Raw genomic sequence first — 12,068 nt, 5'->3', positions numbered from 1 at the left:
GGTGCTCGTAGGGCACTGCTAAGCTCTACGAGCACGAACAAGGGGCTGTAGCGCAGTTGGTAGCGCGTCTCGTTCGCATCGAGAAGGTCAGGGGTTCGATTCCCCTCAGCTCCACTCCGTTCGCGGGAGAGCCCTGTTTGCCTAAAGCGCAAACGGGGCTCTCTTCGTTGTGTCTTGTGGGGGTGCAACCCCCACACCCCGCCCGGGGGCACGCCCCCGGACCCCCCGGTGGGTTGCGTTGGGTGGGCGGGGCGCCTGGGTGGTCATGGGGCTAGCGGGCCAGGTGGGTTCTGACGTCCTCTGCTATTTGGCTGCGGCTCGTCATTGCGTATTTGGCCAGGATGTTGCGGACGTGGGTTTTCACCGTGTGGGGGCTTATTCCCAGCTCGCGGGCGATCTGGTCGTTCTGCATGTCGCTGGCCAGCAGGACCGCGACGCCCTGCTCGGCCGCCGTCAAGGAGCGGAAGCGTTCCTCCGGGCCGTTGTCGATGTCGAGCGTCAGCTCCACCAGGTCCGACTGGAGCTGCTGGCAGTCCGTGACGATGCGCTGCAGAGCCTCCCGCAGCGGTCCCTCGCCGGGATTTTCCAGAGCCTCCTGGGCTCGCTGGCGGATGTCGGCCACGCGTGAAGAAAGAAGTTCGACGATGTGGTCCGCCGTGACCAGCTGAGGTGCGTCGGCGACGTCGGCAGGCAGGCGGCGGAGCGCGTCGATGTCCTCGGCTTCCTTTGTCAGCACCCGGGCGACCAAGTCGGCCAGCCATTCGAAGGCCCGTACGGAATTGTCGTCGAAAGTGTCCGGCTGATAGCTCTGCATGGACATCATGCCGAACACCACCGGCTCCCCGTTGCGGCCACGACGGAACAACGGAGTCGTGACGGCGTCGGCCGACGCGCGGCTGGTGTCCCCGGAGGCGATTCCCGCGTTGAGCGCGGCGCCGTTGTCATACTGCATCCGGTAGGTCTGGCGGTGCTTGAGCAGCCACGCTGCCTGGCCGTGCGGCCCATAGATGTGCGACGCCGGGTCGGTGTACATGCCGCCGTCGTAGCCGTACGGGTAGCGGACGCGGTTGGCGCCGTGGAAGAAGCCGATGTAGAAGTGGTCGAGCGGCACGATCTTGCTCATCACCGCACGGGCGTAGTCGTACAGGCCGTAGTGGTCGGTGCGGTAGTTCGCGTCGATCTTGTGGAACGCTTCCCGCAGGATCAGGGTCGTCTCGGCGTCGACCCGAAGCCGAGCCGGTTTCCCTGACTCCTCGGAGGGCACCCCGCCATCATCCTCCAACGGCGTACCGCACGGGCGGATATCACCCTGTTGCCCCACTTCGCGATGAGGCTCCGGGCGGTTTCCCGTCACTCCGAGAGCGATGGAGCACACGACGTCGTGCTGCCACCGTTGACGGGCAGTGAAGAACGCCATGAGAGACGGAGGAGTTCCCATGGAAACCCATTCACGATCTGCCGCGCGAAGAACGCGCGGCCTCCCGCTCGCCCGCGTCGCGCTCGGCCTGGCCGGAATGGCGGCCGGGGTCGTCGTGACGGCGACGCCCGCCGACGCGGCGATCATCGGCGGTGTCGACATGCAGCGCGCCTGCACCGTCCAGAACCCGGGCATGGGCCTGACCGCGGTCGTCACCGACGCGCACAATGCCTACAGCTGGCGCTGCAGAGCACCCTGGGGCTATCAGGTCGGCATCAACGTCAACGCCGCCTGCGCCGACCAGTACGGCGGCGGTGCGTACGCGACGCTGCTGAACGCAAGCGACCCGTACTCGTGGCGCTGCTCGCGCTGACCCGTGCATGGGCGGCTTGACGGCGACGACGTCAAGCCGCCCGCGGCAGGAAGCGGACATGGGCCGTCAGGGCCGGGCGGATGTTGTTACCCATAGTGCATGCGCCGACACATCGTTGCTCTGACGACCCTTTCCTTCGTGCTGGCCGGGTGTGGCGGGGCCGCTCCCGTTGCCCAGCAGAGCTCTTCGCCGCCGCCCGTGCGGACCACCGAAGTGAGCACTCCGACGCCCACTCCCACACCCACGCCCACGCCGCCGACGACGACTTCGCCGTCCAAGAACCCGAATCCGCCCGCCGCGCCGAGTACCAAGGTGCGGGACTGCTTCGATGGTGACTGCACGCTCGTTCTGACCAAGCCCACGCGGATTCCGCTGGATGCCCAGCGGTTCCACTACTCCGCCATGCGGGTGACGGCGATCAGTGCCGACAGCCTCAGCTTCGTCGTCCCCTACCCGCAGGGCGGCAGTGCCCAGTCGACCATCGGTCCGGGCCTTGGTGTCGCGAGCTTCGGTTTTCGCGGCTCTCCGTCGATCGAGGTCGGCCTGACGCTCGTCGACGGCAAGCCGGCGCTGGTGCTCCAGCCCGGGGCGATCACCTGAGTTCCCGGCAGTTGGGCAGTTTGCCTTGCGGTGATTGCGGATTGCCGGACACCGGTCGGCGGACGATCGTTGGGTGGCTCGAAATCCGGGCACGAAACCGTATTGTCCATCGATTGGTAGACTCACGTGAACACTGTCGAACTGTCGGCGAACCAGCACTCCGCCCTCGCGCCACTGGAGATGGTCGCGCCCGTCGTGCCCTCGATGTGCGCGGACGTGGCCGTCACCGCCGCGGCTGTGACGCTGGAGCGTGGCCGGGTTGCCCTGGAAGCCGCGCGCCGGCTGGGGATTCTCAACTTTGCCACCCACGACGTCGGTTTCGTGGGACGGCACGTCGTGCCCGGTGCCGCCGGACTGGGCGAAATGTCCGCCGACGAGCTGATCGCTCTGACCGCATAGCAGCCCCGGCCCGGGCCGTGAGTCCACTTCGGACTTCAGCCCGGGTCGCGGTACCGGTGCAGCAGAGTGGTGAAGTTCCTCAGCTTTTCGACGGCGTCCTCGGAAAGCGGGTCCGGGTGGAAGTGCATCACGCTGTTGCGGATCAGCCGGATCTCGTCGAGGCGGGCGATGAACGTCTGCCGGTTCAGCGGCCACCCCAGGCGTTCCCAGACCTGCTTGTCCTCCAGGATCCGCCGGTAGTCGCCGAAGGCGAGCTGGTCGAACGTCTTGATCGCCCGGCCGCACAGCGGCTGCACGGTCGGCAGGTCCAGGACGCGTCTCAGGATCCAGCGCAGTGTCCGGTCCAGCTCGCCCAGCTGGAAGAACGGGGTGGCCATCTCGCCGTAGCGCCGGGCCACGTCCGCGGTCGTGACGATGCCCGTCACCGCTTTGTGCTGGTCCGTGACGAGCACGAACTCCTGCTGCTGCAACGTGGGAAGGACTTCGACCAGGTCCCGGTCGTAGGCGACGACTTCGGCGCGGACGATCGCGTCGGCGACCGCGGCACCGGGGTTCCGGTGCATCGCCTCGGCAATCGAGCGCCACGTCACCGCGCCACGCACGTTGCGCGGCCCGCTCAGCACGGCGAGCTGGGAGTAGTCGTTGAGCAGCATCTCGGTGACCGCTTCGTCGAGCGAGCTGTTGGGGCTGACGGATCCCACGCCGTCGAGCGGCGTCAGGTTGCCCACGGTCAGCCGGACGTTCAGGTCGCCCTCGCCTTCGTCGTCCTCCGTGGAAGGCAGCTCCTCGGGCGCCGGTTCGGGTTCGTCCGGCGGGGTGGTCAGCGAGACGACCGTGTCCAGGGTGACCGCGCGGAAGCTGGGGGACGTCACCAGCCCGTGGTTCGCCAGATCCGCTTCGATCTGGCCGATCTGGTCACCGCGGTCCGTCGCGCCCCACAGCTTCAGCAGTTCGCGGACCGTGATCCGCTCGGGTTCCTGCCGGTCGGCGCGGTCACGTGCCTGCCGCAGGCGTTCGTGGACGCGTTGCCGGTCGCCGTCCGCGGAGCGCCGGTCGGCCGACATCGTCCGGTCGAGGAACTCCTGGCGCACCGCGTCGAGCAGCCGGTTTTCGCCGACGACGACCCACGCCCGCCAGCCATCGACCGCCCGCATCCCGGCCGCCACCATGGCCGCACCCGACGGCGAACGGAACTCGTCGCCGCCGGGTTCCAACCGGATCCGGCCGGTGCCGGTCACGGTGGCGTCGAAGGTGACACCGATGCGCTTGCGCGTGAACCGCAGCTTCGCCCCGGCTTCGAGCAGGCCGGCTTCCAGCAGGTCGGACACGGTGACGCGGTGACCTTCGTACAGGTACATCGATCGGCTCTCGCCCGGCACGCGATCACCACTTCCGCAACCCGGCGAACTTGCGGCGGGCGCCGATCGCCTGCTTGAGCACGCGCTTCTCAAGCTCTCGCTGGTTCAGCCTGCTCACGCGCGTGAGCTGCAGCTCGGCGGCGACCGCCAGCAGGCCTTCCCGATCGAGACGCTGCTCCTGCAGGTACGCGGCACCTTCCTCTTCGCTCTCGGTTTCACGCAGGTGCGCGGCGACGGCCGCGACGTCGAAGTCCGGCCGTGCGGGCGGCTCTTCCGGGACGGCGCGGGTCTCGGCCCGCTCGGGACTGCCCGAGAGCAGATCGACGAGCTGGGCCCGGGTGAGCTTGCTGTACCCCCGCAAGCGGCGCTTCTTGGCCAGTGCCTGCATTTCCTTCACGGTCAGCGCCGACAGGTCTTCCGGCATCCGCGGAGAGGGCTCGGCCGCGCCGGCGATCGCCAGCTGCATTGTGCCGTCGAGGAGCGCCTCCAGCGTGGCCTCGTCCTGCTGCGCGAGGAACTCGTACACCCGTGCCTGCAGGGCGGCCAGCCGCTTCAGGTCGTTCACCGGCGGCCATCCGGCAGCGAAAGCGCTCCGAGGATCTCGTCGGCGAGCTGGTCGAACTCCCGCACGACGTCGTCCCGGCCGCCTGCCCGCAGCATGGCAGGCACACCGCTTTCCCCGGCGTCGCCGAAGTGGCGCGGACTGTTGCGAATCTTGCTCTCCAGCACCGGGACCTGGGAGTTCAGCCGCACTTCCTCGATGTAGGTGTGCTGGGCCATCGTCACCTGCTGGGAGTAGATCTGCACCATGGTGAACACCACGCCCAGGAAGTCCGGGCCGATCGGACGGTGGCCCGGCGTGCCGTCCCCGTGGTTGACGAAGTCGTTGAACTGCCGGACCAGCTCACGGCAGTTGCCCACCAGGTACTCCAGCCCCAGGGTGGACAGGTAGTCCGCCTTGGCGGGTACGAGGATGCGCTCGCTCGCGACGATCGCCGTCTTCGTGACGATGCCGAAGTTCGGGGCACAGTCGATGAGGACGAGGTCGTAGCCGGTGAAGAAATCGTCCTGCAGTGCTCGGCGCAGGCAGTCGTGCAGGTCCAGGAACTTCCGCTTCGACGTCTCGAGCGTGGTCGCCCCGCCGAGCCGGGCGGCCAGCTCCAGGTCGATGTCGATGAGACCGAGGTGCGACGACACGAGGTCGACGCACCCGCCGGTGCCGTCGAGGACCTTGTTCACCCGTTCCGGGGTGACGACGAGCCCGGCCAGCTCCGTCTCGCGGCCGGGCACTTCGTCTTCGTACCACTGCTTGATCGTGCGCCGGGTGTCCTTGAGCTGGTGGTGCCAGTCCTCGACGGTGAAGAACGAGAACGTCAGGTTCGTCTGCGGATCCAGATCTATGAGGAGGACGCGCAGACCTCGGCTCGCCGCCACCGCGCCGAGGTTTGCGGTCAGCGTTGTCTTTCCCACTCCGCCCTTGTAGTTCATGACCGCCACGACCCGCATGCGCTCTCCCGCCGTCTGGGTGCCTGGGCCGTTTGTAGTACACCGGGTGCCGGGGCGGCGGGGTTCGCCCGGAACTGTCCACGAACTGTCCAGGATCTGGCTGGTACTACAGGGTCTTCAGCCAGCTCGTCACGACGTCGAAGTACTGCGGGGCGTTCGGGGCGTAGTTGATCGCGTGGCCGTAGCCGTTCAGGATGTACGTCTGGAGGGGGCCGCCGAAGAATGGGGCTTCCGAGGCGCGCAATGCCTCCGGGGACGTACAGTCGCTGCCCAGCTCGCCGCAGAAGTGGGGGTCGTTGCCCAGCACCAGCAGGGACGGTGCCGTGATGCGCTGGGAGGCCGGGGTCACCACCGTGGTCAGGGTCAGGCTGTCCACCGCCTCCGTGGCCGCGAAGACGTCCTTTGTGGACTCGTCGTACGCGATGGCTCCTTCGTCGTAGGCGCCCGGTGTGTGGAACGCCGAGTACCGCGTGCCCGGGCCCGTCGTCAGGTAGCCCGCGTCGAGGCCGCGGTTGGACAGCGACGGGTCCAATGGCGCCGGGATCATGTTGGCCAGCACCGGGATCACCGTGATCAGGTTCATCCGGTGCGTCATCCCGGTGACCAGCACGCCGTCGACGTCGCGGTGGTTGCCCGCCTCGATCATCGCCATGGCCGCCCCGATCGAATGGCCGCCGACGACCACCTTGGCGAACCGGCCGCGGATCGCCTGGATCACCTGGTGGGCCGCCGTTGCCTGGACCGAGGCGCTCAGCAGCGTGCTCAACGGCTTGGAACTTCCGCCCGTGCCCAGGCGGTCCAGCGCCAGCGTCGCGATTCCCGCCTGGTTCATCGCCAGCCGGAACGACCGGATCTCCGGCGTGTAGCCGATGTCCCAATAGGACGCGTTGTACGTGCCGCCGGGAATCAGGACCACCACCGTCTTCGCCTGGGCCGGGACGCACAGGCGGCCGTGCATCGACTGCGGGAGCAGGGACACCGTGACCGGGACCGACAGGTCCTCGCACGTCGTGGCCGCGTGGGCCGTTGCCGGGGTCAAAAGCGCCGCCATGGCAAGAAAAACGGCAGCACAAAATCGAAAACGGGACACGGGGAGGGTACCTCCAGCTAGCGGGGGACTGCCGTCATCGGCAGGCTTTCGGGGTAGGCGGCGGAGGTGAACTTCACGCGCACCGGCCGTCCCGGCACCGGGACCAGCCGCCAGCGCGCGGCCACCGTGGCCACCGTGATGACGATTTCGTTCTGCGCGAAGCGGTTTCCGAGACACTGGCGGCCGCCCGCGCCGAACGGGATGAACGCTCCGCGGGGCAGCTCGGCCACGCGCTCCGGGGTCCAGCGGCCGGGATCGAACCGGTCCGGGTCGGCGAACGACGCCGGGTCGTGGTGCAGGGCGTGCGGGCTGACGATCACCTCGGCGCCTTCGGGGAGCGTGACGTCGCCGAGCGTGACCTCGGTGAGCGTCCGGCGCATCAGCAGCCAGAGCGGGTAGCGCCGCAGCACCTCGTCGACGACCTGGCGCACGTAGCCGAGCCGGACGATGTCGTCGTCGGTGACCGGGCGACCGTCCAGCACCGCGTCGACCTCGGCGTGCACCCGCGCCTCGACCTCCGGGTGCCTGCCGAGCTCGTGGAACGTCCAGGCGAGCGCGAGCGCCGTCGTCTCGATGCCCGCGGTGAGCAGGGTGAGCACCTCGTCGCGGGCCTGCTCGTCGGTCATGCCGGCCAGCAGCAACGTCGACAGCAGGTCGCCGCGGTCGACGCCCTCGGTCCGCCAGTCGCGGATCACGTCGAGCACGATCGCCTGCATCCGGGCGATGGCCTCGTCGAACCGCCGGTTGCCGGACACCGGCAGCTTTTCGACGAACTTCGGCGACAACGCGCGGATCATTCCCTGCTGGATGATCACGAAAATCGAGCGGCGGGCCTCGGCGACGGCCTCCTGGCCCAGTTCCGTGGAGAACAGCGCCTCGCCGACGATCGTCACCGCGAGGCCCTGCATGTCCTGCTCGATCTGCCGCACTTCGCCCGCTCGCCACGATTCACTCAGCTCGGTGGCCGCGCGTTGCATGATCTTCGCGTAGGCGGCGAGGCGGTCGCGGTGGAACGCCGGTTGCATCAGCCGTCGTTGCCGGAGATGGAAGTCCCCGTTCGAAAGCACCAAGCCATTTCCGACGAACGGCCGGAACTTGTCGAACATTGCGCCCTTGCGGAACTTCGGGCCCGCTGTGACCAGGACTTCGTGGGCCAGCCGGGGACTGGTGACGAAGTACGCGGGCGCGGGGCCGAGGTAAAGTTTCACGATCTCGCCGTGTTCGTGCAATGCGCTGGTGAATGCGAAGCGTTGCCGCAACAGCGCCGGAGTGTGCCCGAGAAACGGCCACCGGCCCGGTGCGACCGGGACGTTCATGTGGACTCCTCGTGTGCGCCATTCTGTGGATCTATTGTGTGGAATTCCCAAGGGGACGGCCTACGGTAGGCGCGTTCGGTCGAACGGGACAGTGCCCGATCGGGTGGTGCGCCCTCACGCGGATGGCGCAGTAACCTGCTCGCGGGGAATCGCTAAGCTCTTTCCGGTCCGACGCGACTGAGAAGGTGTTCTTCGTGACACGATCACCGGAATGGGTGCCACCGGGTGTCGATATCTCCGTGCCGAGCATGGCGCGTACTTACGACTTCATGCTCGGCGGCGGCCACCACTTCGCCGTCGACCGCGCGGTGGGTGAGCAGATCGAGCGCGTGATGCCCGGCCTGCGCGACTCCGCGCGCGTGAACCGCGCATTCCTCGGCCGCGCGGTGCGATTCATGACGAATCAGGGGATCCGGCAGTTCCTCGACATCGGTTCCGGCATTCCGACGGTCGCGAACGTGCACGAGGTCGCCCAGGCACAGGACCCGGAATGCCGGGTCGTCTACGTCGACCGCGACCCGGTGGCGGTCGCGCACAGCGAGCTGATGCTGGTGGGCAACGACCGCGCGGCGGTGGTCCAGGCCGACATGCGCGACCCGGAGGCGATCCTCGCCTCGCCGCAGGTGCGCGGGCTGCTCGACCTCGACCGGCCGGTGGGCCTGCTCATGCTGCTGATGCTGCACTGGGTGCCGGACGAGTCCGACCCGTTCGGGCTCGTCGGGCGCTACCGCGCGGCGCTCGCGCCCGGCAGCTACCTCGCGATCACCCACGTCACCGGCGACCACCAGGGCGAAGACCTCGACGAGGCGACCGAGGTGATCAAGGAGAGCCGCAGCCCCGACCAGGTGACGCTGCGGACGCACGCCCAGGTGTCGGCGTTGTTCGCCGGGTTCGAGCTCGTCGAGCCCGGGCTGGTCGGCTGCGGGGAATGGCGGCCGTCGGGTCCGGCGGACATCGCCGCGGCGGCCGCGATGAACATGCTGGTCTACGCCGGAATCGGCCGCAAAGGGTGATCCCCGTGACCGATCCCCGCCCGGACGCGGCACCCGTTCCCGACGCGGAACGGGCGCGTACCGTGCTCGCCCGGAAATGGGCGTACCTGCTCAGCGGCGTGACCGTCGTGTCGCTGAACCGGGAAGAACTCGACGCCGAACTGCGCGGCATGCTCGACGAGCTGTGCGGCTGCCTCCGTGGCACGTCCGCGGACACCGCACCCGCCGAGCGGATCGGCAGGCGCCTCGTCGGGCTCGGTTACGTCGGCGAGCCCGGCCTGCGCTGCACGCTCGACGTCCTCGGGAAGGGTCTGCCGTCCCTGCCGGAACTGCAGGGCGAGGACGGCGTCGGCGTCACCGAGCGGATCGCGCTGACGCTCGGCGCGCTCTCCTGCGGGTTCCTGCTCGCGCACGAGCGCAGCGTCCTCGACCAGCAGGAGATCATGCACCTGTCGCTGCTCAAGGCGGTGCGGGACGCCCAGTGGCACCTCAAGGAGAGCGAAGCCCGCTTCGAAGAGGTCGTGACGGCGTCGGCGAGCGGCATCGCGCTGGTCGCCCTCGACGGCCGGATCGTGCGCGCCAACGCCGCGCTGGCCGAGATGCTCGGGTACCCGGCGGGCGAGCTGACCGGCCGCGGGCTGTTCGACCTCGTCGACCCCGAGTCCGCGGAAGTCCTCCGCGAGGCGATGACGGGGCTGCTCGACGGCGGCCGGGAACGCGTCCGGCAGTCGCAGCGGCTGCTGCGGCAGGACGGCGACGTCGCCCGCATCTCGCTCACCGCGTCACTGCTGCGCGACGCCGACGACCGGCCAGGGCACTACGTCGTCGTGGTCGAGGACGGCACCGAGCTGATGCTGCTGCAGGGCGAGCTGAGCCGCCAGGCCCTGCACGACGTCCTGACCGGCCTGCCGAACCGCCAGTACTTCGGCACCTACCTGGAGGCGGCGCTGCGGCGCGCGGACCCGGTGTACGGCGTCACGTTGTTCCACGTCGACCTCGACGCGTTCGGCATGGTCAGCAACAGCCTCGGCCGCCGCGTCGGCGAGCAGCTGCTGGTGCACTTCGCGCAACGGCTGAAGGCGGTGATGGCCCGCGAGAAGGCGATGATCGCGCGGTTCCACAGCGACGAGTTCGGCATCCTGGTGGAGAACACGGCGACGACGCCCGACATCGACACCATCGTGCGCGCGATCAACGACGAGCTCGCCGAGCCGTTCTTCGTCGACGGGCACGGGCTCGCGCTGTCCGCCAGCGCCGGCGTCGTGCACCGGCCGTCGAAGGACATCGATCCCGCGGAGCTGCTGCGCGCGGCGGACCAGACGCTGCGGCGCGCCAAGGAACGGCGACGCGGTCAGTGGAAGGTGTTCGACCGCGACACCGACGCCGAAGACCGGCGGCGGCAGGCGCTCGCCGTCGGGATGGCCGGTGCCTGGGAGCACGGCGAAATCGGAGTGCGCTACCGGCCGATGGCGCGGCTGGCCGACGGCGCGGTCGCCGGCGTCGAAGCCCGCCTGCACTGGGACCGCCCGGCCGAACCGGCGCTGTCGCACGAGTGCTGCACCGAGCTCGCCGACTCGACCGGGCTGATCCTGCCGCTCGGGGACTGGCTGCTGCACGCGGCGGGCCGTCAGGGCGCGTGGTGGCGGCAGCGCGCGGGTTTCGGCCTGCCGATGGTCGCCGGCCTGACCGGGCACCAGGTGTCGGACGACGCGCTGGGCACGCGGGTGACGCGGCTGCTGGCCGACACCGGCCTGCCGCCGGAACAGCTGCTGCTCGGGGTCCCGGCCGGCGCGCTGCCGGTGTCCGGCGTCATCGAGAACGTCACCGCGCTGGCCGACCTCGGGGTGCACGTCATGCTCGACGAGTTCGGCCTGGGCCCCGACGACCTGCGTGCGATCGAGGACCTGCCGGTGGACATCGTGCGCGTCGACCGGCGCCTCGCCGAATGGCAGGCGTGGGCGGACTCGACGTTCCTCGGCGCACTCGTCCCGCTGGTCCGGCAGGTCGGCGCGACGCTCGTCGTCGACGGCATCCACACCGAGGACCAGGCGGACTGGTGGCGCACGGCGGGCGCGGACCTGGCGACCGGCGACTACTTCGGCGTCGCGGGCCCGGCCGAGGAACTCACCGGGACCTTCGCCGGAGCCTGAGCCCGCCACCGCGTCAGGCCGACAGCGGCCAGCACGATCACCATGCCGCCGACGACCCGGGGCGTCAGCGACTCGCCGAGGAAGAGCGCGCCGAGCGCGACCGACACGACCGGGAGCAGGTAGCCGACCGTCGCGGCGGCGGTCGGTCCCTCGTCGGCGATGAGCCGGTAGTTGAGGTAGAAGGTGATCCCGGTCCCGAAGACGCCGAGGATCACCACGGCGACGACGGCGGTCAGCGTCAGGTGCGGCGCGGTGGAGGCGACCGGCAGCGCGACGGCGGTCAACGCGGTGGCGGTCATGAGCTGCGCGGCCGACAGGGCGAGCGGCGCGCCGTCCGGCGGCAGTTTCCTTGCCATGTAAGCGAAAGCGACGGCATAGCTGAGCCCGGCGCCGAGTAGGGCCAGCGCGCCCGCGCTCAGCAGGCCCGCGTGATCCCACGGCGCGAAGATCACCAGGATGCCGCCGAAGCCGAGGACCAGCCCGGCCAGCCGGGCGAGGGAGAGCCGCCGTTCCGTGCCGAGCGCGACGCCGATCAGCAGTGACCACAACGGTGTCGTGGCGTTCATGACGCCCGCAATCCCGGAATCCACGGTGCGTTCCCCGAAACTGAAGAGCGCGAAGGGCAGCGCGTTGCAGAAGAAGGCGGCGACGACCAGCCGTCCCCAGGTGGCGAGGTCCCGCGGCAGGCGCTGGCGGGCCGCAGCCGCCAGCGCCAGCAGCGTCAGCGCGCCGAGCGCGCAGCGGACCAGCGTGAGGTGGACGGGGCTCAGTCCGGTCAGGGCCAGCTTGATCCACAGGAAACCCGAGCCCCAGAGCAGAGCCAGCACCGCTATGCGCGCCGAGGCGCTTCGTCCACCGATCACGTTT

Annotated in this window: 12 protein-coding genes and 1 tRNA gene; 6 read left to right on the top strand and 7 right to left on the bottom strand. The window is 69.5% G+C overall.

Annotated elements, in window-relative coordinates:
- Nucleotides 1-41: 41 nt before the first annotated feature.
- Nucleotides 42-114: transfer RNA gene (locus tag ABJI51_RS15645), tRNA-Ala, on the top strand.
- Nucleotides 115-271: 157 nt separating this feature from the next.
- On the opposite strand, the gene ABJI51_RS15640 is transcribed toward ABJI51_RS15645, so the two are convergent.
- The gene (locus ABJI51_RS15640; protein WP_348951425.1) at nucleotides 272-1,264 is read right to left on the bottom strand and encodes a LuxR C-terminal-related transcriptional regulator; all 993 of its coding nucleotides are present in this window, start codon (nucleotides 1,262-1,264) and stop codon (nucleotides 272-274) included.
- Between the two features lie 172 nt (nucleotides 1,265-1,436).
- Here ABJI51_RS15640 and ABJI51_RS15635 point away from each other — a divergent pair, with 172 nt between their 5' ends.
- From ABJI51_RS15635 to ABJI51_RS15625, 3 genes are all read left to right on the top strand, one after another.
- On the top strand, nucleotides 1,437-1,790 hold the full coding sequence (locus ABJI51_RS15635) for a hypothetical protein (protein ID WP_348951423.1): 354 nt from the start codon (nucleotides 1,437-1,439) through the stop codon (nucleotides 1,788-1,790).
- A gap of 99 nt (nucleotides 1,791-1,889) precedes the next feature.
- Complete coding sequence (locus ABJI51_RS15630) at nucleotides 1,890-2,390, top strand: hypothetical protein (RefSeq protein ID WP_348951421.1); 501 nt, start codon at nucleotides 1,890-1,892, stop codon at nucleotides 2,388-2,390.
- Nucleotides 2,391-2,516: 126 nt separating this feature from the next.
- Nucleotides 2,517-2,789 carry a hypothetical protein gene (locus tag ABJI51_RS15625; RefSeq protein WP_348951420.1) on the top strand — a complete coding sequence of 91 codons (273 nt, stop codon included), beginning with the start codon at nucleotides 2,517-2,519 and terminating at the stop codon, nucleotides 2,787-2,789.
- Nucleotides 2,790-2,824: 35 nt separating this feature from the next.
- Here ABJI51_RS15625 and ABJI51_RS15620 read toward each other — a convergent pair whose 3' ends face one another.
- The 5 genes from ABJI51_RS15620 to ABJI51_RS15600 form a co-directional block, all read right to left on the bottom strand.
- Complete coding sequence (locus ABJI51_RS15620; RefSeq protein ID WP_348951418.1) at nucleotides 2,825-4,168, bottom strand: CBS domain-containing anti-phage protein; 1,344 nt, start codon at nucleotides 4,166-4,168, stop codon at nucleotides 2,825-2,827.
- 4 nt (nucleotides 4,169-4,172) lie between these two features.
- Nucleotides 4,173-4,712, bottom strand: a complete 540-nt coding sequence (locus ABJI51_RS15615; RefSeq protein ID WP_348951416.1) for a hypothetical protein — start codon at nucleotides 4,710-4,712, stop codon at nucleotides 4,173-4,175.
- Complete coding sequence (locus tag ABJI51_RS15610; protein WP_348951414.1) at nucleotides 4,709-5,653, bottom strand: ParA family protein; 945 nt, start codon at nucleotides 5,651-5,653, stop codon at nucleotides 4,709-4,711. The genes ABJI51_RS15615 and ABJI51_RS15610 overlap by 4 nt, the downstream gene beginning before the upstream one ends.
- A 106-nt stretch (nucleotides 5,654-5,759) precedes the next feature.
- Nucleotides 5,760-6,704, bottom strand: a complete 945-nt coding sequence (locus ABJI51_RS15605) for an alpha/beta fold hydrolase (RefSeq protein ID WP_348951412.1) — start codon at nucleotides 6,702-6,704, stop codon at nucleotides 5,760-5,762.
- 56 nt (nucleotides 6,705-6,760) lie between these two features.
- A complete protein-coding gene (locus ABJI51_RS15600; protein ID WP_348951410.1) occupies nucleotides 6,761-8,059 on the bottom strand; it encodes a cytochrome P450 in 1,299 nt (432 codons plus the stop codon).
- A gap of 194 nt (nucleotides 8,060-8,253) precedes the next feature.
- On the opposite strand from ABJI51_RS15600, the gene ABJI51_RS15595 reads away from it, so the two are divergent.
- Together ABJI51_RS15595 and ABJI51_RS15590 are read left to right on the top strand one after the other, a co-directional pair.
- Nucleotides 8,254-9,072, top strand: coding sequence for an SAM-dependent methyltransferase (locus ABJI51_RS15595; RefSeq protein WP_431605613.1), 819 nt, complete (start codon nucleotides 8,254-8,256; stop codon nucleotides 9,070-9,072).
- Between the two features lie 5 nt (nucleotides 9,073-9,077).
- Nucleotides 9,078-11,201, top strand: coding sequence for a putative bifunctional diguanylate cyclase/phosphodiesterase (locus ABJI51_RS15590; RefSeq protein ID WP_348951408.1), 2,124 nt, complete (start codon nucleotides 9,078-9,080; stop codon nucleotides 11,199-11,201).
- Here the strand turns inward: ABJI51_RS15590 and ABJI51_RS15585 are convergent.
- Nucleotides 11,144-12,064, bottom strand: coding sequence for a DMT family transporter (locus ABJI51_RS15585; RefSeq protein WP_348951406.1), 921 nt, complete (start codon nucleotides 12,062-12,064; stop codon nucleotides 11,144-11,146). The genes ABJI51_RS15590 and ABJI51_RS15585 overlap by 58 nt on opposite strands.
- Nucleotides 12,065-12,068 lie beyond the last annotated feature (4 nt).

Origin of the sequence: Amycolatopsis melonis, assembly GCF_040064235.1 — a bacterium.
Classification (GTDB): Bacteria; Actinomycetota; Actinomycetes; order Mycobacteriales; family Pseudonocardiaceae; genus Amycolatopsis; species Amycolatopsis melonis.
Note: the sequence above shows the minus strand (reverse complement) of the source record. Positions and strands in the feature narration are given on the sequence as shown.

Coding starts and splice junctions, on each gene's coding strand:
- ABJI51_RS15635 (WP_348951423.1), top strand. CDS start 1,437: ATGGAAACCCATTCACGATCTGCCGCGCGAAGAACGCGCGGCCTCCCG.
- ABJI51_RS15610 (WP_348951414.1), bottom strand. CDS start 5,653: ATGCGGGTCGTGGCGGTCATGAACTACAAGGGCGGAGTGGGAAAGACA.
- ABJI51_RS15605 (WP_348951412.1), bottom strand. CDS start 6,704: ATGGCGGCGCTTTTGACCCCGGCAACGGCCCACGCGGCCACGACGTGC.
- ABJI51_RS15630 (WP_348951421.1), top strand. CDS start 1,890: ATGCGCCGACACATCGTTGCTCTGACGACCCTTTCCTTCGTGCTGGCC.
- ABJI51_RS15600 (WP_348951410.1), bottom strand. CDS start 8,059: ATGAACGTCCCGGTCGCACCGGGCCGGTGGCCGTTTCTCGGGCACACT.